This is a genomic window from Pseudomonas sp. Pseusp88 (assembly GCF_047303955.1).
Classification (GTDB): Bacteria; Pseudomonadota; Gammaproteobacteria; order Pseudomonadales; family Pseudomonadaceae; genus Aquipseudomonas.
In genome coordinates this window covers 65,283-88,160 of sequence record NZ_JBGLYM010000004.1, presented here as the reverse complement: position 1 = coordinate 88,160, position 22,878 = coordinate 65,283, and the positions used below count along the sequence as shown (strand labels likewise).

Here is a 22,878-nt window from a genome sequence, read left to right as displayed (position 1 = left end):
AGCCGCTGTTATATACAGCGGCTTTTTTTTGCGTCAACGAAGTTGTACGACGTCACTTCTTCTCCGCTTCCGACTTGACTGCCCCGGTCTTGTCCTGTTCCTTGTGCCGGGGCGGCGCGAAACCGTCTCCAGTCGAACCGAAGGCCTGCAGGTTTTGCAGCCCGCAGATTTTTGTGCTCCATAACGGCGGTATCGATGGCAATGGGGTCCTTGCCGATTTCCCGTAATACCAGACTGATCTCCAATGCAGCGATGTGCTGGGCCGGGGTTTTCTGTTCAGCTTTATCGGCAGGCGGTGTTCTGAATGTGACGGGGGGCAGATCGCCCCAGATATGGAATTTTGACATGGGTGATATCCCTTTTAATTGAAGATGCAAAGGGACTATCGGGAGCGGGAAATTTAACGTTATCATTGAAGTGGATGACGGGCCAAATCAAGATCAATACTACAATAGAACAAGAAACATCCTACTTAAATCAAAGATAATTCGATGCGGGACCGACTTTAGTCGGGAAGAGGCAGGTCCGATCGATACATTCCATCGCCTGCCATAGTGTCTTCCCGGATAAAGCCGGTCCCACGAATATCATTGCAATTACTTCGCGTACTTCTGCAAATTCGCCATCATTTCTTTTAACGCCTCAACGTTATCCCGTGGATGCGCCGCATCAGTGAAGTCATTGATGGTCTGCCATTGCGCGGCAACGTCGTCCGGGCTGAAGCCGGCCTGAGGGTCGAAACCGGCGCCCAGGCTGCGTTCCCAGCGCACTTTGCCGATCCAGCCACCCCCGACTTCAAACAGTCCGCCGCTGTCCTTGCATTGCTCGCTGCCCAGGTACACCACCAGCGGGCTGATCAGTTCCGGCTTGAGCATGTCGAAGATATTGGCCGGAATCAGTCCTTCGGTCATACGCGTGCCGCCTGTTGGCGCAATGGCATTGACCATGATGTTGTTCTTGCGCCCTTCCAGAGCCAGGGTACGGGTCAGGCCATACAGACCCAACTTGGCCATGCCATAGTTGGACTGGCCAAAGTTGCCATAGATACCGGAAGTCGAAGAGGTAAAGATCACTCGGCCATAGTTCTGTTCACGCAGATGCGGCCAGGCCGCGTGAGTTACTTTGTAGGAGCCTTCGACATGGACGCGGTAGACCAGATCCCAGTCGGCGTCCTCCATCTTGGCGAAGGTCTTGTCGCGCAGGATACCGGCGTTATTGACCAGGACGTCGACCCGACCGAAGGCATCCAGGGCGTGCTGCACGATCTTGTCGCCGTCGGTGACAGAGTCGTGATTGGCCACGGCCGTGCCCCCTGCGGCGATGATTTCTGCGACGACCTTGTCTGCCGCCGAAGCATTGGCGCCTTCGCCATGGGCCGAGCCGCCCAGGTCATTGACCACCACCCGGGCGCCATGACTGGCGAACAACAGCGCATGCGCACGGCCCAGACCGCCACCCGCGCCGGTCACGATCACGACTTTGTCTTCGAAACGAACGGCATCACTCATGCTAACTACTCCAGGTCAGGGTCCAGGCAAAGGTCCAGGTAAGGGACGAACGCACCGGAAGTGTCATCCAGGCGCACGCCGGTCACAATCAATACAGCAGACGCTGAATAGTGCACGATAACGCAGCAGGATGGGGCACAAACCGCTCTACAACACGGCGGCCAGCAGAGGCGCGGCAAAAAGATTGAGCAGCCCGGTGAGGACCATGACCAGCCCGGCGACCGAACCTTCTTCGCCGCCGACCTCCCGCGCCCGGCTGACCCCGGCACCGTGGGCACCAACGCCGAACAGCGCGCCACGGGCCAGGGCGCTACGCAGCGGCAGCCACTTGAGCAGCACGCCGCCCAGGGCCGCGCCGAATACGCCGGTGAACATGACGAACACTGCCGTCAGCTCGGGGACGCCACCCAGGTCGTGGGCCAGGGGCATGGCGAAGGGAGTGGTGATTGAGCGCGGCACCAGGGACAGGGTGACCGAAGCATCCAGGGCCAGGGCCTTGGCCAGCCAGAACGAGCTGCCAATCGACGCCGCACTTCCCGCCAGCATGCCGATGAGCAGGGCCAGCCAGTTGCGCGCAAGCAGCGACCGTTGTTGCCAGATCGGCACGGCGAAGGCGACGGTAACCGGTCCCAACACCAGCATCAGCCAGTGGGTGTTGGTCGAGTATTCGGCGTAGGCGGTATGCAGCGGCATGGCCACGGCCAGCAGCAGGACAGGAACGAGGATCAACGGCGACAACAGATAACGCCCGGTGCGCCGATAAATCCAGCGGCTGAACAGGTAGGCCGCCAGGGTCAGCACCAGCCAGAACACCGGCATCGGCTCAAACTTCACGGTTCGCCCTCCAGCGGCACACCAGTTCCACGGTCAGGGCCGTAACCAGCATCACCATCAGGGTGCTGACCGCGATTACCAGCATGATCCGCCAGCCTTCGTTGCGTACCAAGGCACCGTAATCGAGCAGACTCATGAGCGCGGGGATAAAAAACAGCAGCATTTCCGCCAGCAAAAGACCTGCGCCCAGTTGCAGGGCCGCCGGCTTGAGCACACCGGTGGCGAACGCCAGCAACAGCAACGCCAGCCCGATCACCCCACCGGGAATCGGCCAGTCCAGCCACAACGCCAGGGCGCAGCCCAGGCGATAAATAGCCAGAAACACCGCCAGTTCGAACACCAGTCGGCCCAGGCGACGCAAAGTAGCAACGTTCATGATCTTTGACTCCTCTGGCGTGCAGTCTAAATCCATGACTATCATCCCAAAAGCGAATAGTTGGATTCGATACCATTCCATTCAGGAATTCACACAACGCTAACCCAACGAGCACAGAGACCCTGTGGGAGCGGATTTATCCGCGAAAAGGTCATGATCGTGCAGCCTTCTTCGCGGATAAATCCGCTCCCACAGGATTCTCTATCACCCATTCGTCCTCAAACTCTCTTAATGCATCCAGCAGGAATTGGGCCACATGGAATTCAAACAATTGCGCAGTTTCATCGAGGTCGTCCGTCAGGGTGGCTTTACCCAGGCGGCCAGAACCCTTCACGTCAGCCAGTCAGCGGTCAGCAAGCAAGTGGCGCAGCTGGAACAGAGCCTGGGGGTCGTGCTGCTGGATCGCGAGGCTTCGAAGATCGCTCCGACAGCAGCGGGCAGCGTGGTGCTGCAACGTGCCGAGGAGATGCTGTTGTTGCGCAATGGCCTGCTGCGCGAGCTGGACGACCTGAGCAACCTGGCCCGGGGCGATCTGCGCCTGGGCCTGCCCATGCTCGGTGGCGAGACGCTGTTCGCCGAGCTGTTTGCCGAATACCGGCGTCGTTATCCGAATATCAATATCCAATTACTCGAGGGCGGCAGCCTGACTATCGAGCAGGCGATCATGAGCGGCGAACTGGAAGTCGGCGGCAGCCTGACGCCGGATGATCCGGCCTTTGCCTATCAGCCCTTCTGCGATGAATCACTGGATGTGCTGCTGCCCAGCGGACACCCGCTGGCCGAGAACGGCGAGATCGAATTGGCGGAGCTGGCCGACACCCCCTTTCTGATGTACCAGCGCAGCTTCGTGCTCAACAATCGTCTGATCCAGGCGTGTCAGCAAGTGGGCTTCACGCCCAAGGAGAGCGGGCGCAGCGGTCAGGCGGACTTTCTCGCTGCTCTGGTGGCCGCCGGGCAGGGTGTAGTGCTGTTGCCCAGCGTGGTAGCCCGGGGCCTGGTGCGTCCGGGCATCATTCGTTTGCGTCTCAAAGCACCGGCCGAGCTGCGTTGGGACATTGTCTTTATCTGGCGCCAGGGAGCCTATTTGTCAAAGGCGGCCCAGGCCTGGCTGGCGTTGCTGCGCGAGCGTTCGACGACTTAGCCCAACAGTTTGACGAACTGCGCCAGCCATGGCTCGGCGTCAGTTTCCGGGGTAACGCTTTCGCTGGCATCCAGACGCAGCATTTCCTGTACTTCCACGATACCCAGTTCAGCGAACAACTCGCGCATTTGCTCGCCCCCACCGCAGAACGTATCGCCATAGCTGGCATCGCCCAGGCCGATCACACCGCCGGGCAGGCCGCGCCAGGCGGCGGGCAGGATGTCGCGAATCTGCGAGTAGAGCGGTTGCAGGTTATCCGGCAACTCGCCCATGCCGGTAGTGGATGTCACTGCCAGCAATGCCTGAGGATTGAAAGCCTGCAACTTTTCCAGCATTGCGCTCCGGTCGTAGAATGTTTCGTGGCCTGCGCCACGCAGTATGCTCTCGGCATGGCGGGCGACTTCTTCAGCCGCACCGTAAACCGAGCCGGAAATAATGGCGATTCTCATATTAGCTTCCATCTCTGGGTAAAATCGTGCCGTAGTATGCCCGAAACGCAGAGGCCCCCAGCCACCTGACACGATGGAAAATGCTCCATGATCAATGCGAATTTGCTGCAATTAGTAATCGATGCGTCCATCGACGGCATTGTCGTCGCCGAGCAGGAGGGCGATGACGACAATATTCTTATCTACGTGAACAAGGCCTTCGAACGGCTGACCGGCTACCGCTCGGAAGACATCCTGTATCAGGACTGCCGCTTCCTGCAGGGCTCCGAGCGCGATCAGCCAGCCCGCGAGGCGATTCGTCAGGCGTTGATCGACGGCGTGCCCTGTCGTCAGGTATTGCGCAACTATCGTCACGACGGCAGTGCCTTCTGGAATGAGCTGTCAATTACACCCGTACGCAACGAAGCCGATCAGCGCCTTTACTTCATCGGCGTGCAGAAAGACGTCACGCTGCAAGTCGAGGCCCTGCAACGGGTTCAGGCCCTGGAAGCCGAGCTGGCCGAAGCTCGTGCTGAACTGCAGGCGTATAAAACCGACGAACGGACGCAACATAGAATCTAAAACGGAGTCTGCTTTGTAATTACCGGGTAGACCGAGCAAGACCATGCAGCACGACACCCTCCTCACCCAGGCAGAGCTGGATTTCATCCAGAACATGCAACACAACCCCAGGCTCAACGTGCGCGATTCGACACGCAGCCTGCTGGTGAACGGTGGCGTCCAGATCCAGGACCTGCTGACGCGTCTGGCTGCCCATGAGCAAATCACTATCCAGGCGCAGTTTGACAACCAGCAGATGACATTTCCGCTGCATCTGGTGGAGGACGAATTTCATGCGTTGCACCTGGAAGTCGGCGCACCGAGCATCTTCGAGGAGGGCCCGCGGATTCGCCCATGGCGCTTGATACTGCCGGAGCCGCTGCCCCTGGAGACCGAGAACGGCGCCCTCACGGGCCTGTGGGTCCACGAGCTTTCATTCAAGGGGGTGTTGCTGGAAAACCGTAACCCGACCAGAACGCCCAAGCGTTTCTCGGCATGGCTGCATCCGCCGGGAAATCGGCCCATTGCCCTGCACGGCAATATCGAGCGGGTGACGGAAAAAGGCCTGGTTGCCTACCGCCTCAACCAACGCAACAAGGATCATATCGAGCGATTGCGCCAGTACATCCTCGCCCAGCATCGGCAGATTCACCCGACGATGCACAAATAACAGACGTAATCAGCTATCCAGATGCCCGGCCAGGAACTGCTGCAAACGGCGCTGCATCGAACGCCCCTCACTGCCCAGGCAGGCCACCGCCGAGCCGTGCAAAGCATCCTGGGCCAGATCGGACATCTCCCCCGCCACCAGCAAAGGGCAATCCAGTGTCAGGCTCAGGCGCGCGAGTCGACGCGGCAGGTCCAGGCTCGGCGAGTGGTTGGAGAACAGTACCAGTGCCGACGGCCTGACCTTGCTGCACACCAGGCTAAGCTCTTCCAGGGGTTGCCCCATCGACAAGATGCGCACATCGGTATCGAAGCTGCCCAGCAGTAGCCCCGCGACCCACAGCTCCAGCTCCCGACATTGCCCCGGTATGGCAACCAACAGAACGTGCTGTTCCGCTGCCATCGTGCCCAGTTGCAGACGTTGCAGCGTGCGGCCGCGCAGGAAACTGTCTAGGAACAGCCACTGGCTGGTCTGGCCAAATATCTCTTGATGTTGAGCCAGTCCACGCCAGACCGGCATGAAGATGTCCTGAAACACCACATGCATCGGGTAACTGGAGAAGACCTGCCCATAGAGTTGCTCAAGGCGCCGCTCGTCGAACGACTCGGCGGCCTGACGGATCTGCAACTGCCACTCACCCCATTCACCGAGCACGACATCGTTCTGCACGGGCATGCTCTGAGCCTTGGAGATCTTGGCGGTCGCGAGAATCTTGCCGACCTTACTGACGGCCACACCGCGCTCGAGCCAGCCGAGAATGCTGAGCACTTCCTCGACATCGGCCTGGGAATACAGGCGATGGCCGCTGTCGGTGCGAGTGGGCTGGATCAAGCCATAGCGGCGCTCCCAGGCGCGCAATGTCACGGGATTGACGCCGGTAAGGCGGGCGACTTCGCGAATCGGGAAAAGCTCTTGCTCACGCAGATCCGGCTTTAGATCGAGAGTGTAGAGGTGGGCATCGGCAGCGTCAGTCATGACAGGAATCACTAGCAAACAGTAACTGCATTGTACCCTCGCGCGGTGAAAAATAGGTTAAAGCCCAGGAACGACGAACACCGCTGGCTTATTTGTGGATTTCAGGAATAATCCTTGCAAGCTTTCATGCGCAAATGCTCGCAAGCCAATGCAAAACTGACCAGGTGCCAACACCCCGGCGCCCGGTCATGTGACGTCCTTATCCGGGACCCTCACTCGATTACTGGAGATACACAATGTCTACCTCTCCCGTCACCTTGATGGTGGCCCGCCGCGTCGCCCATGGCCGCTATCAGGAACTGATGAGCTGGCTCAATGAAGGCGAACAACTCGCCACAGACTTCCCTGGTTACCTGGGTTCCGGTGTACTGGCTCCGCCTCCCGGTGGCGATGAATTCCAGATTATTTTCCGTTTCGCCAATGCCGAAACCATGCACGCCTGGGAGCACTCTTCCTCGCGGCGCTCCTGGCTGGTGCGCGGCAGCGGCATGTTCGTTCAGCCGTCCGAGCGCCGGGTCAGTGGTATCGAAGGCTGGTTCGGCGCCGCCGATGCCCGCCCACCGCGCTGGAAACAGGCCGTCGCCATCTGGCTGGCGTTCTTCCCGGTGTCGCTGGTATTCAACTACCTGCTCGGCCCGTTGCTCAATCATCTGGAGCTGCTGCCACGGATCATGCTCAGCACTCTGGTCCTGACCCCGCTGATGGTGTTCCTGTTCATTCCGCTATCGACCCGCCTGCTCGCGCCCTGGCTGAACAGCACGCCTACCGCGCCGGTAAGGCCTGCGGAGTCGGCGTCAACGCACTGATTGCGCTTGCGCGCGCTCTATGGGGTCGGCTTTAGCCGGGAAGACAATGGGCCAGGCGACTGAAAGGTATCGCCCATACCAATACCTTCCCGGCCAAAGCCGGCCCCACGTACGGTTGTTTGCCGCCGACCGTTGGTATAACTTGCCATCCAATGTAGGAAAGTTCCATTCGCAACGTAGTACCTCCCTCTTTTTGCCCGCGAGCGTCCCAATGGCCTCTGCCTCTGCCCCGATCCTGATCACCGGCGCCAGCCAGCGCGTGGGTCTGCATTGTGCGCAGCGTTTTCTGCAGGACGGATATGCGGTGATTTTCAGCTATCGCAGCGAACGTCCCGGCGTCGCCGCGTTGCGTGAGCAAGGGGCGATTGCGATTCACGCCGATTTTGCCAGCGAAGCGGGCATCATGGCCTTTATCGAGGCGCTCAAGTCCCATACCGACAGTCTGCGGGCAATTGTGCATAACGCCTCGCAATGGCTGGGTGAAACACCGGGCAACGAAGCAGAGGCCTTTGCCCGCATGTTTAACGTACATATGCTGGCGCCCTACCTGATCAATTTGTATGGCGCCGAACTGCTGTTACGCAGCGAAGTCGCCGACATCGTGCATATCAGCGATGACGTGACACGCAAGGGCAGCAGCAAGCACACCGCCTACTGTGCCACCAAGGCCGGGCTCGATAGCCTGACCCTTTCGTTTGCCGCGCGCTTCGCCCCGGCCATCAAGGTCAACGGTATCGCTCCGGCCCTGCTGATGTTTCAACCCGAGGACAACGCGGCCTACCGCGCCCAGGCCCTGGCCAAGTCGGCCATGGCGATCGAACCTGGCGCGCAAGTGATTTACCAAAGCCTGCGCTACCTACTGGACAGCCCGTATATCACCGGCACAACCCTGACCGTAAACGGCGGACGGCATCTCAAATAAGCCGCCCCGAGGACCACTCAATGACCTTGTCCCTGCCTCAGCACTACCGCGAAATTCTCGTCGGCCTGGGTGAAAACCCGGATCGGGAAGGTCTGCTGGACACCCCGCAACGCGCCGCCAAGGCGATGCAATACCTGTGTCATGGCTACGAACAAAGCATCGAGGAAATCGTCAATGGCGCACTGTTCGCCTCTGACAACGACGAGATGGTGATCGTCAAAGATATCGAGCTGTATTCGCTGTGCGAACACCATCTGCTGCCTTTTATCGGCAAGGCTCACGTGGCCTACATTCCGACGGGCAAGGTCCTGGGCCTGTCGAAGATCGCTCGCCTGGTCGACATGTTCGCCCGGCGCCTGCAGATTCAGGAAAACCTGACCCGGCAGATCGCCGACGCGATTCAGGAAGTGACCAATGCCGCCGGCGTAGCCGTAGTCATTGAAGCCCGGCACATGTGCATGATGATGCGCGGCGTCGAGAAGCAGAACTCGACCATGAACACCTCGGTGATGCTCGGCGCCTTCCGCGAATCCAGCACCACGCGCATGGAATTCCTGCAACTGATCGGACGGAGCAAATAACGATGCCCACACTGGAACCTGGAACCGCGCGCATTCGGGTCAAGGATCTGCGCCTGCGCACGTTCATTGGTATCAATGAAGACGAGATCATCAACAAGCAGGATGTGCTGATCAACCTGACCATCCTCTATCCCGCCCAGGAAGCCGTGCGCGATAACGATATCGATCACGCCCTGAACTACCGCACCATCACCAAGGCCATCATCCAGCACGTGGAAGGCAACCGCTTCGCCCTGCTGGAACGCCTGACCCAGGAAGTGCTGGACCTGGTGATGAGCCATGCCGAGGTGTCCTACGCCGAAGTGGAAGTCGACAAGCCCCACGCCCTGCGCTTTGCCGAGTCGGTGTCGATTACCTTGGCGGGACGCCGCTGAAACTTTTATCATCCGCGCCCTCGGCCCGTACACGACTTAAGAACCAGAGCCCCCGATCATGACCGACCAAGAACGTCTCGAACTCGAAGCTGCCGCCTTCCGCCGCCTGGTCGCCCATCTCGACAGCCGCAAAGACGTGCAGAACATCGACCTGATGAACCTCTCAGGCTTCTGCCGCAATTGCCTGTCCAAGTGGTACAAGGCCGCCGCCGACGAGAAACACATCGAGCTGAGCCTCGATGACGCCCGCGAAGTGGTTTACGGCATGCCGTACAGCGAGTGGAAAGCCCAATACCAGAAAGAAGCCAGCGCCGAGCAACAAGCCGCGTTCGCCAAGGAAGCCAAGCATGACTGATTTGAACACCCTGCGTAGCAGTTTGCGCAGCGGCGAACACGCCTTCGCCGACACCCTGGCCTTCGTTGCCGAGCACTACGACTATGAGCCCCGGGCCTTCAGCAACGGCCCGGTTGAAAACGCCGCCGGGCAGAACGAAGGTTCCTGCAAGACCCTGGGCCTGGCCCTGCTCGAAGGCCTGAGCGACGAAGAAGCCCTGCTCGCCTTTGGCGAACACTACCGCTCGGTCAAGGCTACGCCCGAAGGCAGCGACCACGGCAATATCCGTGCGTTGATCGCTCATGGGTTGGCCGGGGTGAAATTCAGTGGTGAGCCGCTGACGCGCAAGGGCTAAAACGTTTTGCAGAGCGCCCCATGACTATCTGAAATAACACCGTGTTGTGGGAGCGAATTCATTCGCGAAGAGGCCAGTGCAGGCGATACACCTCTAGCGGTTGAACTACCGCTTTCGCGAATGAATTCGCTCCCACAGTAGCGCGTGCATATCGTCGGATCTGTGGGATTCATCCGCGAAGGGGCTGCTCTGGTTTTACAGCAAACATAGAATCTCCCACAGAATGCGCTCCCACCCTGCACGGGGTTCGCTGCAGGCGTTGGGTAACCGCCCACAAAAAAACCGGCCTGAGCCGGTTTTTTTGTTATTGCCAGACGCAATCAGAACGATGCGTTGGCCAGGCCGTCCAGATAGCGCTCGACATCCAGTGCCGCCATGCAACCGGCACCGGCCGAGGTAATCGCCTGACGGTAAACGTGGTCAGCCACGTCGCCCGCCGCGAAAACACCTTCGACGCTGGTCGCAGTGGCGTTGCCTTCACGGCCGCCCTGTACAACCAGATAGCCATCTTTCAACGCCAGCTGACCATCGAACAGCGAGGTGTTCGGGGTGTGGCCGATGGCAATGAAAACACCATCGACTTTCAACTCGGCGAAGCTGCCGTCGTTGTTCTTCAGGCGCGCACCGGTCACACCCATGTTGTCACCCAGTACTTCGTCCAGAGTGGCATTGAGCTTGAGCTCGATCTTGCCTTCAGCGACACGGGCGTGCAGCTTGTCGATCAGGATTTTCTCGGCGCGGAAGGTCTCGCGACGGTGAACCAGAGTCACCTTGCTGGCGATATTGGCCAGGTACAGCGCCTCTTCCACTGCCGTGTTACCACCACCGACCACCGCGACTTCACGGTTGCGGTAGAAGAAACCATCACAGGTCGCACAGGCGGAAACACCCTTGCCCATGAAGGTTTCTTCCGACGGCAGACCCAGATAACGAGCACTGGCGCCAGTGGCGATGATCAGCGCGTCGCAGGTGTAGGTTCCGCTGTCGCCCTTGAGGCTGAACGGCTTGCCTGCAAGATCGACCGCATTGATATGGTCAAAGACGATTTCGGTTTCAAAGCGCTCGGCGTGCTCGCGCATCCGCTCCATCAGCACCGGGCCGGTCAGACCGTGGACATCGCCGGGCCAGTTGTCGACTTCGGTGGTGGTGGTCAGTTGACCGCCAGCCTGCATGCCAGTGATCAGCAGCGGCTTGAGGTTGGCACGGGCGGCATAGACCGCTGCGCTGTAACCGGCAGGGCCGGAGCCGAGAATAATCACTCGGGAATGACGTACATCAGACATGACACACTCCTATCGACCGGCCATCTAAAGCCGTGGTCGGAACGGCTGTATGAATAGGATTGCCAAATACCGGCCCGGCAACCCTGAAAATGTTGACGCTGCGACCCCGGCCGCAGCGAAGGTGTTACAGACTGGTGGCGTTCTCGGCCAGGTAGTCAGCCACGCCCTGGGCGTCGGCTTTCATGCCTTTCTGGCCCGGACGCCAGCCGGCAGGGCAGACTTCGCCATGCTCTTCGGTGAATTGCAGGGCTTCGACCAGACGCACCATGTCGTCCACGTCACGGCCCAGTGGCAGGTTGTTCACCACCTGATGCTGAACCACGCCGGCCTTGTCGATCAGGAACGAAGCGCGCAGGGCCACGCCGTCGTCGTGCTCGATGCCGTAGGCACGAGTGATCTCGTGCTTGACGTCAGCGACCATGGTGAACTGCACTTCGCCAATACCGCCCTTGGCCACCGGCGTACTGCGCCAGGCATGGTGGGTGAATTGCGAGTCAATGGACACGCCGACCACTTCCACACCCAGATCGCGGAACTTGGCGATGCGGTTGTCGTGGGCAATGATTTCCGACGGGCAGACAAAGGTGAAATCCAGAGGCCAGAAGAACAGCACCACGTACTTGCCGCGCAGGGACGACAGCTTGAAGCTGTCGACGATGGAGCCGTCACCCAGCACTGCTGCTGCATCGAAATCGGGGGCCTGCTTGTTTACCAGTACGCTCATGACATCTCCTTGGAGGTTCAAGGTTAAAAGGAAAGGGTTAATAAGTTGTCGGGCAGCTTATAGAGACCGCAAAGATTAAGGAAATACCGATTTACAATCCACCTTATAGGCACGCGCTATCCCTACAATCTGTTGCAAGCGCCTGTCCGTCTGACTCTAGGCCGACCCAGGCCGGACCGCTAATGCGCAAAGCCACCGCAATCCCCTTTCAAGCCCCCGGCAAAGCCGGTAAGGTCGGGCGGTTTTCCACCGTTTGGAGGCTGTCATGCCTGCTCCCGCTCTATCGGGCCCGCAATACCTGCGCGAGGGCCTGAAACTGGTTCTCAGCCCCGGCCTGCGACTCTTTGTCCTGCTGCCCCTGGCAATCAACCTGATCCTGTTCAGCGGCCTGATCTACCTGGCCGTGCATCAGTTCGAAATGTGGGTCGACACCTTCATGCCGACGTTGCCCCACTGGCTGAGCTTCCTCAATTACATCCTCTGGCCGCTGTTCGTTGTACTGGTGCTGCTGATGGTGTTCTTCACCTTCACCATGATTGCCAACGTCATCGCCGCGCCGTTCAACGGCTTCCTCTCGGAAAAGGTCGAGGTGGTGATCCGCGGTACCGATGACTTCCCGTCTTTCAGCTGGGCCGAACTGATCGAAATGGTGCCTCGCACCTTCAGCCGGGAAATGCGCAAACTGGGCTATTTCCTGCCGCGTACCATCGGCCTGTTCATCCTGTCGTTCATCCCCGTGGTCAACCTGATCGCCACACCGTTGTGGCTGGTCTTCGGCATCTGGATGATGGCTATCCAGTACATCGACTACCCGGCGGACAACCACAAGATGAGCTGGCAGGACATGCTCGCCTGGCTGCGCGCCAAACGCTGGCAGAGCATGAGTTTTGGCGGCATCGTCTACCTGGCGTTGCTGATTCCCGTGGTCAATCTCCTGATGATGCCGGCGGCAGTGGCCGGGGCGACATTGTTCTGGGTCCGGGAGAATGGAGCTGGGGCGCTGGCGGCCAAATAGATTTGGTGGCGACGAAAAAAAGGCCCTTGATTGGGCCTTTTTTGATTCTGGAATATTCCTACCTAACAAAGACAAACGCCCTACATAAAAGAAAGAATAAATAACGTATCGGCAGGTATCGACTACGAAAGGCAACGGGGCGGAGGCATCGGCACGGGCAATAATTTTGCTATTGCAATACCGCTATCGCCAGCAAGCCGGCTCCTACCGAACCCCATTCCAAATCATCGGTTCGAGGTGCGCAGACAAACCAACACCGCCCTTTCGCAAATCTGTCACAAATCCGTCACCCACAGGCCACAGAAACGAAATGCAACGCGCCGACACTGAGGTCATGAGTAAAATCCTGCATGTCACTCTCATTACCGAAACCTTCACCCCGGAAATCAATGGCGTCGCCAACACTCTGGGGCGGCTTTGTGACGGGCTGCGTTTGCGTGGGCATCGGGTCGAGTTGATCCGGCCGCGACAAAGCGCGGAGACCGGGTTTGTTGCGGCCGATGACCTGATGCTGTGTCGGGGCTGGCCGATACCGGGTTATCCGGGGCTGCAATGGGGTCAGTCGTCGATGCACAAGCTGCTGCGGCGTTGGCAGCGGCAGCGCCCGGATGTGCTGTATATCGCCACGGAAGGGCCGCTGGGACTGTCGGCGCTGCGTGCGGCGCGGCGCCTGGGGATTGCGGTGATCAGTGGCTTTCACACCAACTTCCAGCAATACACTCGCCCTTATGGAATGGGCTTTATCACCCGCCTGCTGACCCATTACCTGCGCTGGTTCCATAACCGTTCGCGGGTCACCCTGGTGCCCAGTGTCAGTCAGAAGATGGAACTGGAGCGGCGCGGTTTCGAGCGCATCGAGTTGCTGGCCCGGGGTGTCGACAGCCAGCTGTTCCATCCGGCCAAGCGCTCGCAAAGTCTGCGCGAAAGTTGGGGGGTGACGACTGACGATATTGTCGTTCTGCACGTCGGCAGGCTGGCCCAGGAAAAGAACCTTGGCCTGCTCAAGTCCAGTTTCGAAGCCCTGCAAACCACTCACCCCGAGCGCTGCCTGAAACTGGTGATCGTCGGCGACGGACCGCAGCGCGGCTTGCTCGAGCAGCAGATGCCGGAGGCGATCTTCTGCGACACGCAGCGTGGGGACGCATTGGCCACGCACTATGCGTCAGGGGATCTGTTTATCTTTCCGAGCCTGACCGAGACTTTCGGTAATGTCGTGCTTGAGGCGCTGGCCTCAGGCCTGGCCGTGGTGGCCTACGATGAAGCGGCCGCCGCTCAGCATATCCGTCACGGGCATAACGGTGCGCTGGCGATGCCGGGTGATGAAGACGCCTTTATCGACGCAGCATGCTGGATGCTGGATAACAGCGAGACCCTGCGCACCGTGCGCCTCAATGCACGGCGCCACGCCAGTCGTCAGGGTTGGGGCGCGGTGATCGATATGTTCGAGCGGCACTTGCACAATGTCTGCCCGGCCAATGACGAGCTCGGCACAGAACGGATGATTGGGGGATCGACCACGGCTGCCAGCGGCAAGCCGTGATCGCTTCTGCCAACGTCAGACCAGGGTGGTCAGTGCTTCACGACTGAAAGGCAGGATGTCCTGCTCACGACCGTCACGGACCTTCACTGCCCAGTCCGGATCAACCAGCAGCGCACGCCCTACCGCGACCAGGTCGAATTCGTTCTTGCCCAGACGCTCCAGCAGGTTTTCCAGGCTGGCCGGTTGCGCGACCTTGTCGGTGTTGACCATGAATTGCAGGAACTCGCCATCCAGGCCAACGCTGCCCACGGTAATGGTCGGCTTGCCGGTCAACTGGCGGGTCCAGCCGGCCAGATTGAGGTCGGAACCTTCGAACTCAGGCTCCCAGAAACGGCGTGTCGAGCAGTGGAAAATGTCCACGCCAGCGTCAGACAGTGGCTTGAGGAATTCGCCAAGGGCTTCCGGGGTCTGCACCAGACGCGCGCTGTAGTCCTGCTGCTTCCATTGGGAAAAACGGAAGATGATCGGATAGTCCGGCCCTACCGCCGCACGTACGGCCTGGATCAGTTCGATGGCGAAACGCGAGCGATTGGCCAGACTGCCACCGTACCCGTCGGTGCGCTGGTTGGAGCCTTCCCAGAAAAACTGGTCGACCAGATAACCGTGGGCACCGTGGATCTCCACGCCGTCCATGCCGATGGCCTTGGCGTCCCTGGCCGCCTGGGCAAACGAAGCGATGACCTCATCGATATCCTGCTGGGTCATGCCGTGAACCAGGACCTTGCCGTCCTTGAGCTTTTCCATCGGGCCATAAGCCGGGACTTCGCCATCCGGCTCGGTGCCCAGACGACGCACTGCGCCAACATGCCAAAGCTGCGGGACGATCTTGCCGCCTTCGCCATGGACGGCATCCACCACTTTCTTCCATCCCGCCAACGGCGCTTCGCCGAAGAACTGCGGCACGTTCGGATAACCGTTGGAGGCCTTATGGCCGACGGTAGTACCTTCGGTGATGATCAGGCCAACACCGGCCGCCGCACGACGGCGGTAGTACTCGATGACCTTGGAGTTGGGCACATGGCCCGGGGAAAAAGAGCGCGTCATCGGCGCCATGACCACACGGGAAGACAATTCCAGACTGCCCAGTCGGAAGGGCTGGAACAGGGCTTTTACAGGCATGGGACGCTCCTCGAAAGGTCAATTCGACAGGCGCATGGCGCCAACATAGAGGGGCAGGATAAGACCGGACAAATGCGCGGAACAGCACTATTGATTAGCGTGATTGTGCTGTAGAAGCCGGTTTTGGGCCGTCTCAAGACAAACACAATTCACGCAGGAGCTGTCGAAGGCTGCGAAGGCGGCCAATCAGATTGACCCATTCGCAGCCTTCGGCAGCTCCTGCAGAGTTCAGATGAGTGCAGGCAGCCCCGGGAAATCAGTGCAGGGCCTTTTCGATAGCCTGGATAACCGTCGGATCATTGGGCGGCGTACGTGGCGAAAAGCGCGCCAGTACACGGCCATCCTTGCCGACCAGGAATTTTTCGAAGTTCCAGGTGATATCCCCGGGAAACTCCGCGCCCTCACCGGCCAGAAGGCGATAGAGCTGATGACGGTGCGGGCCGTTGACCTCGATCTTGCCACCCAACAGAAAGCTGACGCCGTAGTTGAGACTGCAAAACGCCTGGATCTCGGCCTCACTGCCCGGCTCCTGCCCGGCAAACTGGTTGCACGGCAGGCCAAGGACGCTGAAACCTTTGTCCTTGTACTCCTGATAGAGCACTTCCAACGCGGCATATTGCGGTGTCAGGCCGCACTTGGAAGCCACGTTGACCACCAGCACCACTTTGCCCTTGAGCGGGGCAAGCGGCAAATCCTCGCCATCCAGAGCCTTTAAATTGAGGTCGTGAAAAGCACTCATGGCGAACTCCCGAAAAAAATCAGCAGACTAAAAAGGCGCCGCAATCAGGCTGTGCCAACGCAAGGCGTTGTAACAAACCTGTCTGGGCGCCTCGCCAGCTAACTGAGCTTAGCAGCACAAATCAGTGGTGGTGGCCGCCTTCGCCATGCACGTGGCCATGGGCCATTTCTTCCTGGCTGGCATCACGAATCGAGATGACCTTGACCTTGAAGTTCAGGCGCTGACCGGCCAGCGGATGGTTGCCGTCAACGGTGACATCATCGCCATCCAGATCGCGAATGGTGACGATCTGCATCTGGCCATCGGGCGCAGACGCGTGGAACTGCATGCCGACTTCAAGCTCGTCGACACCTTCGAACATACTGCGGCTCAGGGTACTGACCAGTTCGGCGGAGTATTCGCCGTAAGCCTCTTCAGGCTCGATGGCAACGTCCAGTTCATCACCAACGTTCTTGCCTTCCAGGGCTTTTTCCAGACCTGGAATGATGTTACCTGCACCTTGCAGGTAAACCAGCGGCGCACCGCCAGCAGAACTGTCGATGACCTCACCGGCGTCGTTGGTCAGGGTATAGTCAATGGAGACAGCCTTGTTTGCGGCGATCGACATGAGGGCAAGACCTTTTGCTTGTTAATGGATAGCGAGTCAGTTTAACCAAGCCCTCGCGCGAAAGCGAACGCAACTCTGACAGACGGCCCCGACGGACACCCCATGAGTACTCTGCAAGCCCCGACCATCCTCGGTTTTCGCCAGGACGAAGACGGCCACTGGATCGCGGTCCTGTCCTGCGGTCATACCCAGCATCTGCGCCACCAGCCGCCCTGGCAATCCCGGGCCTGGGTACTCGATCCTGCCCAGAGAGCAGAAAAAATAGGTCAATGCTTTGACTGCGGTTGGTGCGCTCAGGCGCAGGATCGGGATAACCTAGCTGTATAAGGCGTCGCAACGTCGACGACGTCAGAGTCTTTTTCGATTGGCCTTGGCTGGCGACTTGCCGGTCAGCCCCTTGCACTGCTCATACCGAGAAGCCCGCATGCAGACTTTCTTTATCGCCCCGACCGATTTTGGCGTGGGCTTGACCTCCATCAGCCTCGGCCTGGTACGCACCCTGGAGCGCGCCGGCCTGCAAGTCGGTTTCTTCAAGCCCATCGCCCAGCCGCACCCCGGTGACCTCGGCCCGGAGCGCTCCACCGAGCTGATCGCCCGGACCCATGGCCTGAAGCCGCCCAAGCCCCTGGGCCTGGCACATGTCGAACGCATGCTCGGTGACGGTCAGCTGGACGAGCTGCTGGAAGAAATCATCAACCTCTATCAAGAGGCTGCGGTGGGCAAGGATGTGCTGATTGTCGAAGGCATGGTGCCGACCCGTCACGCCAGCTATGCCGCCCGGGTCAACCTGCACCTGGCCAAAGCCCTGGATGCCGAGGTGATCCTGGTGTCGGCGCCGGAAAATGAAGTGCTCACCGAGCTGTCCGGGCGGGTCGAGTTGCAGGCGCAGTTGTTCGGCGGCCCCAAGGACCCGAAAGTCCTCGGCGTGATCCTTAACAAGGTGCGTACCGATGAAAGCATGGAGGCCTTCGCCACGCGCCTGAAGGAACACTCACCGCTGCTGCGCAATGGTGACTTCCGCCTGCTGGGCTGCATTCCGTTCCAGGCCGACCTTAATGCGCCGCGCACCCGCGACGTGGCCGAGCTGCTCGGCGCCCAGGTGATCAACGCCGGGGATTACGAAAGCCGTCGCATGTCCAAGATCATCCTGTGCGCCCGCACCGTGCTCAACACCCTGCAACTGCTCAAGCCTGGCGTACTCGTCGTAACCCCTGCCGATCGCGACGACATTATCCTCGCCGTCAGCCTGGCAACCCTCAACGGCGTGCCCCTGGCGGGCCTGCTATTGACCAGCGACACCATGCTCGATCCGCGCATCATGGAACTGTGCCGCGGCGCCTTGCAGGCCGGCTTGCCGGTCCTGTCGGTGAGCACGGGGTCTTACGACACCGCCAACCAGCTCAATCAGTTGAACAAGGAAATTCCCATTGATGACCGCGAGCGCGCCGAGGTCATCACCGATTTCGTCGCCAGCCATCTGGACGCCAACTGGCTGCACCAGCGCTGCGGCACCCCACGGGAACTGCGCCTGTCGCCAGCGGTGTTCCGCTATCAGTTGATTCAGCGCGCCCAGGCGGCCAACAAGCGCATCGTGCTGCCTGAAGGCGCGGAGCCGTTCATGGTCCAGGCTGCCGCCATCTGCCAGGCCCGGGGTATCGCCCGTTGCGTGCTGCTGGCCAAGCCCGAAGAGGTGTACGCCGTGGCCCAGGCCCAGGGCATCGAACTGCCGCCGGGGCTGGAGATTCTTGATCCGGACCTGATCCGCGAGCGCTATGTCGCGCCGATGGTCGAGCTGCGCAAGAGCAAGAGCCTCAACGCCCCGATGGCCGAGCAGCAACTGGAAGACCCGGTGGTAATTGGCACCATGATGCTGGCTCTGGACGAAGTCGATGGCCTGGTCTCGGGCCTGGTCCACTCCACCGCCAACACCATCCGCCCGGCCCTGCAGCTGATCAAGACTGCCCCAGGCTGCACCCTGGTCTCCTCGGTGTTCTTCATGCTGTTTCCGGAGCAGGTGCTGGTCTACGGCGACTGCATCATGAACCCGCACCCCAGCGCCGCGGAACTGGCGGAAATCGCCCAGCAAAGCGCCGACTCGGCCATCGCGTTCGGCATCGCGCCACGGGTGGCGATGATCAGTTATTCCAGCGGCAATTCGGCCAGCGGCGAAGAAGTGGAGAAGGTCCGCGAAGCCACCTTGCTGGCCAAGGAAGCCCAGCGCGATCTGCTGATCGACGGCCCGCTGCAATACGATGCCGCTCACAACGAGAACGTCGCCCGGCAACTGGCGCCCGATAGCCAGGTGGCCGGTCGTGCCACGGTGTTCGTATTCCCCGACCTGAACACTGGCAACACCACCTACAAGGCGGTGCAACGCAGTGCCGATTGCGTCAGCCTCGGCCCGATGCTGCAAGGCCTGCGCAAGCCGGTGAACGATCTGCCCCGCGGCGCCCAGGTCGATGACATCGTCTACACCATCGCCTTGACGGCGATACAGGCAGACAAACTTTCCTGACACACTTTTCGCCCACAATAAAAATGCCGTCGGCTCGACATCGACGGCATACGTCTTTTTTCGGAGCCCGATCCACCATGGATTTTTTGCCAGCCCCTTTGCGCGGCGTTCTTGCCTCGCTGCTTTTGGCGCTCAACACAGTGGTGTGCTGTACCCCGCTGTTTATCGTCGCGATCTTCAAGCTGTGTCTGCCCTTCCCCGCCGCCCAGCGCGTCACCGACTGGCTGATGAGTCATATCCATGAGGCCTGGATCAGCAATAACAAAGGCTGGATGAACCTGCTCGGCGGCACCCGCTGGCACCTCAGCGGTCTGCAGGGGCTCGACTATCAGCACTCTTATCTGGTGACCAGCAACCACCAGAGCTGGGTCGACATCATGGTCCTGCAATACGTGCTCAATCGGCGTATCCGCCCACTCAAGTTCTTCCTCAAGCAGGAGCTGATCTGGGTGCCGGTGATCGGTCTGGCGTGGTGGGCACTGGGCTTTCCGTTCATGAAGCGCTATTCCAAAGCCTATCTGGAGAAACACCCGGAAAAGAAAGGCAAAGACCTGGAAACCACCCGCCGCACCTGCGACAAATTCCGTCATAACCCGGTGGGCATTTTCAACTTCGCCGAGGGCACACGTTTTACCCCCGGCAAGCATGCGCAGCAGAATTCACCCTTTCGCTACCTGCTCAAGCCCAAGGCCGGCGGCATAGCCTTCGTACTGGATGCGATGGGTGACCAGCTGGAATCGATCATCAACGTCACCATCCATTATCCGGGCGGACGCTCCGGCTATTGGGACCTGCTGTGCGGCAAGGTCAGTGAAGTGGTCGTGCACTTCGAGGAAGTGCAGATCCCTGCGCAATTCATCGGCAAGAGCTACGACCAGGACGACGCCTACCGCCTGGAATTCCAGCAGTGGATCAATCGGCTGTGGGAAGAGAAGGATCAATTGCTGGGGCAGTTGCACCAGCAATACCCAAAGAAGGGTTGATACGGAACTGGCGGGAATTGGTGGGAGCGGAAATGTGGGAGCGAATTCATTCGCGAAGGGGCCAGTACATCCAATGCATTTGGCGGCGTCCGGAATAAAGCTTTCGCGAATGAATTCGCTCCCACATGTGGGAGCGGATTCATCCGCGAAGGGGCTGCTCTGGCTTTACAGCAAACATAGAATCTCCCACATCGATCTGCTTTAAGGCCCGCAGGCGTTACTGCTGCTGGTATTGCTGCCCCGGAATCGGCTTGAGGTTGACCTCTACACGACGGTTCTGCGCCCGGCCGTTGACGTCGGCGTTACTGGCTATCGGCTGGTCGGGACCGGCACCACGCACTGACAGGTGGCTGCCATCGACGCCCTGGGAAGTCAGATAAGTCGCCACGCTCTGGGCACGCTGGATCGACAGGTCAATGTTGTGCTGGCGGCTGCCGGTGCTGTCGGTGTAACCGACAATCTCAATATTGTTCTGATTGAACTGGCGCAAGGACCCGGCGAGGTTATTCAATGGCGCATAGAAGCTGCTGGCAATGGCCGAGGAGTCGGTGGCGAAGGTGATATTGCCCGGCATGATCAGCTTGATCTGGTCGCCCTGGCGCTGCACCTCGACACCGGTATTGGCCATGCTGGCGCGCAACGCGGCTTCCTGCTTGTCGGCGTAGTAGCCGTAACCGGCGGCACCGGCACCGACCACGGCAGCGCCGATCAGGGCGCCCTTGCCACGGTTGTTATGATCGATCGCGGCACCGGCAAGAGCACCCGCCAGGGCACCCAGACCACCATACTTGGCCGTCTTGCTCATGCCTGTGGAATTCTGCGCCTGGCCCTGATTGTCGTAAGGATTAGGTGATGCGCAGCCGGAAAGCAAAGCAACAGCGGTAGCAACAACAATCAAACGACGCGAAGTAAAAAACATGTATGGCTCCTGACTCGACTGGCACAGGGCTAAAGCCCAATACCCGAATTAGAGCACTTAAGCTGTCAAAAATTCCTTAACCCCGGCTGAACAAATGCCTAGGCACGGATGAAAGGATTTTCACGCATTTCGTCGCCCAATCGCGTATCAGGACCATGCCCTGCAACCACTGTCGCGTCCTCATCAAGGGTATACAGCCGCTGCTTGATCGACCGTACGATCGTCGCCTGATCCCCGCCCCACAAATCGGTCCGGCCAACCCCGCGACGAAACAGCGTGTCACCGGCAATCAACAATTTGGCATCGGCAAACCAGAAGCTCATGGACCCCGGCGTATGCCCCGGCGTGTGAATAGCCACGCCGCAACCGCAGGCCAACTCCTCGTCATCGTCCAGCCAGCGATCCGGTGACGGCACCGGGGTATAGGGCACGCGAAACATCTGGCATTGCATCTCCAGGTTGTCCCACAGGAACTGATCCTCCTTGTGCAGATGCAGGGTCGCGCCGGTCTTCTCTTTCAACTGCCCCGATGCCAGGAAATGATCCAGATGCGCATGGGTATGAATGATACTCACCACCTTCAACCCCAACGCCTCCAGACGTGCGAGGATCAGCTCATGATTGCCGCCCGGATCGACCACGATAGCCTGTTTGGTGACGGGGTCGCCGATGATGGTGCAGTTGCACTGCAACGGGCCGACGGGGAAGGTTTCGCGGATGAGGGTAGGCTTTAAGGGGTTCATCAGGAGTCCTGGGAGAGCATTCATGTGATTCATAAGTAAAGATTGACGCCAACTGCCCTGACCTTTCAAGGCAAAGTATGATCACAACACTGCTCACTGCTCGCCAAAGGACCCGCCATGCAAGACAGCCCGATCCGTATCACCGCCGAAGAAACCCTTTCTGACAATTGGTATCTGCTGAAGAAATACAGCTTCGACCTGCGCCGCCGTGACGGCAGTTGGCAGGCACAGACCCGGGAGGTGTACGACCGGGGCAACGGCGCGACGATCCTGCTGTATAACCTGGCACAACGCACCGTGCTGCTGATCCGCCAGTTTCGCATGCCGACTTTCGTCAACGGTCACAGCGGCTATCTGATCGAATCCGCCGCCGGCCTGCTGGACAACGCCAGCCCCGAGGAACGTATTCGTCTTGAGGCGCAAGAGGAAACCGGTTACAGGATCGGCGCCATCGAAAAGATTTTCGAAGCGTTCATGAGTCCGGGCTCGGTCACGGAGCGCATTCACTTTTTCATCGGCCACTATGAACCGGGCGACCGCGTCGATGATGGCGGCGGCCTGGCCGAGGAAGGTGAGGATATCGAAGTACTGGAGCTAGGCTTCGACGAGGCTATTGCCATGATTGGCAGCGGAGATATCGTCGATGGCAAGACCATCATGCTGTTGCAATATCTGCAACTACGGCTGATGAATCGCGGTCAAATCAGCTGAAATCTAAACTTACAGTTGAGTTGAACAATCATGAGCTCGCTACGGAGTTGCTTTTACCCTGCCTACCGTAGCGACAGCGTGATTAAGACCGAGTCTTATTTAAACTGCGACATTGTTG

The 22,878-nt window shown here is 59.5% G+C and carries 28 protein-coding genes; 15 read left to right on the top strand and 13 right to left on the bottom strand.

The annotated features are described in order from the left end of the window. Nucleotides 1–8: 8 nt before the first annotated feature. The 4 genes from ACCD02_RS07060 to ACCD02_RS07045 form a co-directional block, all read right to left on the bottom strand. Nucleotides 9–347, bottom strand: a complete 339-nt coding sequence (locus ACCD02_RS07060; RefSeq protein WP_413299802.1) for a hypothetical protein — start codon at nt 345–347, stop codon at nt 9–11. Between the two features lie 249 nt (nt 348–596). Beyond that, a complete protein-coding gene (locus tag ACCD02_RS07055) occupies nt 597–1,508 on the bottom strand; it encodes an SDR family oxidoreductase (protein WP_413299800.1) in 912 nt (303 codons plus the stop codon). Nucleotides 1,509–1,655: 147 nt separating this feature from the next. Next, the gene (locus ACCD02_RS07050; RefSeq protein ID WP_413299798.1) at nt 1,656–2,342 is read right to left on the bottom strand and encodes an LrgB family protein; all 687 of its coding nucleotides are present in this window, start codon (nt 2,340–2,342) and stop codon (nt 1,656–1,658) included. Then, the gene (locus ACCD02_RS07045; protein ID WP_413299796.1) at nt 2,332–2,718 is read right to left on the bottom strand and encodes a CidA/LrgA family protein; all 387 of its coding nucleotides are present in this window, start codon (nt 2,716–2,718) and stop codon (nt 2,332–2,334) included. The genes ACCD02_RS07050 and ACCD02_RS07045 overlap by 11 nt, the downstream gene beginning before the upstream one ends. 256 nt (nt 2,719–2,974) lie before the next feature. On the opposite strand from ACCD02_RS07045, the gene ACCD02_RS07040 reads away from it, so the two are divergent. Further along, on the top strand, nt 2,975–3,859 hold the full coding sequence (locus tag ACCD02_RS07040) for a LysR family transcriptional regulator (protein ID WP_413299794.1): 885 nt from the start codon (nt 2,975–2,977) through the stop codon (nt 3,857–3,859). Here ACCD02_RS07040 and ACCD02_RS07035 read toward each other — a convergent pair. Then, nucleotides 3,856–4,308, bottom strand: a complete 453-nt coding sequence (locus ACCD02_RS07035; RefSeq protein WP_413299792.1) for a flavodoxin — start codon at nt 4,306–4,308, stop codon at nt 3,856–3,858. The genes ACCD02_RS07040 and ACCD02_RS07035 overlap by 4 nt on opposite strands. A gap of 87 nt (nt 4,309–4,395) precedes the next feature. Here ACCD02_RS07035 and ACCD02_RS07030 point away from each other — a divergent pair, with 87 nt between their 5' ends. Continuing rightward, entirely contained in the window at nt 4,396–4,869 is a 474-nt protein-coding gene (locus ACCD02_RS07030; protein ID WP_413299790.1) for a PAS domain-containing protein, read from the top strand. Between the two features lie 43 nt (nt 4,870–4,912). Further along, nucleotides 4,913–5,518: a hypothetical protein gene (locus ACCD02_RS07025; protein ID WP_413299788.1), complete on the top strand. Its 606-nt coding sequence runs from the start codon at nt 4,913–4,915 to the stop codon at nt 5,516–5,518. 9 nt (nt 5,519–5,527) lie between these two features. Here ACCD02_RS07025 and ACCD02_RS07020 read toward each other — a convergent pair whose 3' ends face one another. Beyond that, nucleotides 5,528–6,490 (bottom strand): MerR family transcriptional regulator, encoded by a 963-nt coding sequence (locus ACCD02_RS07020; protein ID WP_413299786.1) that lies wholly within the window; start codon nt 6,488–6,490, stop codon nt 5,528–5,530. A gap of 236 nt (nt 6,491–6,726) precedes the next feature. Here ACCD02_RS07020 and ACCD02_RS07015 point away from each other — a divergent pair, with 236 nt between their 5' ends. The 6 genes from ACCD02_RS07015 (at nt 6,727) to ACCD02_RS06990 (ending at nt 9,862) form a co-directional block, all read left to right on the top strand. Continuing rightward, nucleotides 6,727–7,296, top strand: a complete 570-nt coding sequence (locus ACCD02_RS07015) for an antibiotic biosynthesis monooxygenase (protein ID WP_413299784.1) — start codon at nt 6,727–6,729, stop codon at nt 7,294–7,296. A gap of 211 nt (nt 7,297–7,507) precedes the next feature. Then, nucleotides 7,508–8,218, top strand: a complete 711-nt coding sequence (gene folM / locus ACCD02_RS07010) for a dihydromonapterin reductase (RefSeq protein ID WP_413299782.1) — start codon at nt 7,508–7,510, stop codon at nt 8,216–8,218. Between the two features lie 20 nt (nt 8,219–8,238). Continuing rightward, nucleotides 8,239–8,799 carry a GTP cyclohydrolase I FolE gene (gene folE / locus ACCD02_RS07005; RefSeq protein WP_413299780.1) on the top strand — a complete coding sequence of 187 codons (561 nt, stop codon included), beginning with the start codon at nt 8,239–8,241 and terminating at the stop codon, nt 8,797–8,799. 2 nt (nt 8,800–8,801) lie between these two features. Continuing rightward, nucleotides 8,802–9,173, top strand: a complete 372-nt coding sequence (folX, locus tag ACCD02_RS07000) for a dihydroneopterin triphosphate 2'-epimerase (protein WP_413299778.1) — start codon at nt 8,802–8,804, stop codon at nt 9,171–9,173. 58 nt (nt 9,174–9,231) lie between these two features. Further along, nucleotides 9,232–9,528, top strand: a complete 297-nt coding sequence (locus ACCD02_RS06995; protein ID WP_413299776.1) for a DUF1244 domain-containing protein — start codon at nt 9,232–9,234, stop codon at nt 9,526–9,528. Continuing rightward, a complete protein-coding gene (locus tag ACCD02_RS06990) occupies nt 9,521–9,862 on the top strand; it encodes a HopJ type III effector protein (protein ID WP_413299774.1) in 342 nt (113 codons plus the stop codon). The genes ACCD02_RS06995 and ACCD02_RS06990 overlap by 8 nt, the downstream gene beginning before the upstream one ends. A gap of 320 nt (nt 9,863–10,182) precedes the next feature. Here ACCD02_RS06990 and trxB read toward each other — a convergent pair whose 3' ends face one another. Further along, entirely contained in the window at nt 10,183–11,145 is a 963-nt protein-coding gene (trxB, locus tag ACCD02_RS06985; RefSeq protein WP_259107250.1) for a thioredoxin-disulfide reductase, read from the bottom strand. Nucleotides 11,146–11,269: 124 nt separating this feature from the next. Further along, entirely contained in the window at nt 11,270–11,869 is a 600-nt protein-coding gene (locus ACCD02_RS06980) for a peroxiredoxin (protein WP_413299772.1), read from the bottom strand. Between the two features lie 265 nt (nt 11,870–12,134). Here ACCD02_RS06980 and cysZ point away from each other — a divergent pair, with 265 nt between their 5' ends. Beyond that, complete coding sequence (gene cysZ / locus ACCD02_RS06975) at nt 12,135–12,884, top strand: sulfate transporter CysZ (RefSeq protein WP_413299770.1); 750 nt, start codon at nt 12,135–12,137, stop codon at nt 12,882–12,884. Between the two features lie 334 nt (nt 12,885–13,218). Then, on the top strand, nt 13,219–14,424 hold the full coding sequence (locus ACCD02_RS06970; protein WP_413300262.1) for a glycosyltransferase family 4 protein: 1,206 nt from the start codon (nt 13,219–13,221) through the stop codon (nt 14,422–14,424). Nucleotides 14,425–14,439: 15 nt separating this feature from the next. Here ACCD02_RS06970 and ACCD02_RS06965 read toward each other — a convergent pair whose 3' ends face one another. The 3 genes from ACCD02_RS06965 to ACCD02_RS06955 form a co-directional block, all read right to left on the bottom strand. Further along, nucleotides 14,440–15,543 carry an NADH:flavin oxidoreductase gene (locus tag ACCD02_RS06965; protein ID WP_413299768.1) on the bottom strand — a complete coding sequence of 368 codons (1,104 nt, stop codon included), beginning with the start codon at nt 15,541–15,543 and terminating at the stop codon, nt 14,440–14,442. Nucleotides 15,544–15,799: 256 nt separating this feature from the next. Next, nucleotides 15,800–16,282, bottom strand: coding sequence for a glutathione peroxidase (locus ACCD02_RS06960; protein WP_413299766.1), 483 nt, complete (start codon nt 16,280–16,282; stop codon nt 15,800–15,802). 121 nt (nt 16,283–16,403) lie between these two features. Next, nucleotides 16,404–16,889, bottom strand: a complete 486-nt coding sequence (locus ACCD02_RS06955) for an FKBP-type peptidyl-prolyl cis-trans isomerase (RefSeq protein WP_413299764.1) — start codon at nt 16,887–16,889, stop codon at nt 16,404–16,406. Nucleotides 16,890–16,991: 102 nt separating this feature from the next. Between ACCD02_RS06955 and ACCD02_RS06950 the strand changes: the two genes are divergently transcribed. The 3 genes from ACCD02_RS06950 to ACCD02_RS06940 all read left to right on the top strand — a co-directional run bounded on the left by ACCD02_RS06950 (nt 16,992) and on the right by ACCD02_RS06940 (nt 20,387). Further along, nucleotides 16,992–17,216 carry a DUF3565 domain-containing protein gene (locus ACCD02_RS06950; RefSeq protein WP_413299762.1) on the top strand — a complete coding sequence of 75 codons (225 nt, stop codon included), beginning with the start codon at nt 16,992–16,994 and terminating at the stop codon, nt 17,214–17,216. A 97-nt stretch (nt 17,217–17,313) separates the two neighbouring features. Continuing rightward, the gene (gene pta / locus ACCD02_RS06945; protein WP_413299760.1) at nt 17,314–19,404 is read left to right on the top strand and encodes a phosphate acetyltransferase; all 2,091 of its coding nucleotides are present in this window, start codon (nt 17,314–17,316) and stop codon (nt 19,402–19,404) included. Between the two features lie 77 nt (nt 19,405–19,481). Continuing rightward, a complete protein-coding gene (locus ACCD02_RS06940) occupies nt 19,482–20,387 on the top strand; it encodes an acyltransferase (protein ID WP_413299758.1) in 906 nt (301 codons plus the stop codon). A gap of 217 nt (nt 20,388–20,604) precedes the next feature. On the opposite strand, the gene ACCD02_RS06935 is transcribed toward ACCD02_RS06940, so the two are convergent. Both ACCD02_RS06935 and ACCD02_RS06930 read right to left on the bottom strand, forming a co-directional pair. After that, complete coding sequence (locus tag ACCD02_RS06935; RefSeq protein WP_413299756.1) at nt 20,605–21,306, bottom strand: OmpA family protein; 702 nt, start codon at nt 21,304–21,306, stop codon at nt 20,605–20,607. Between the two features lie 98 nt (nt 21,307–21,404). Next, the gene (locus tag ACCD02_RS06930; RefSeq protein ID WP_413299754.1) at nt 21,405–22,049 is read right to left on the bottom strand and encodes an MBL fold metallo-hydrolase; all 645 of its coding nucleotides are present in this window, start codon (nt 22,047–22,049) and stop codon (nt 21,405–21,407) included. A 117-nt stretch (nt 22,050–22,166) separates the two neighbouring features. Between ACCD02_RS06930 and ACCD02_RS06925 the strand changes: the two genes are divergently transcribed. Then, nucleotides 22,167–22,760, top strand: coding sequence for an NUDIX domain-containing protein (locus ACCD02_RS06925; RefSeq protein ID WP_413299752.1), 594 nt, complete (start codon nt 22,167–22,169; stop codon nt 22,758–22,760). The last annotated feature ends 118 nt before the right edge of the window (nt 22,761–22,878 follow it).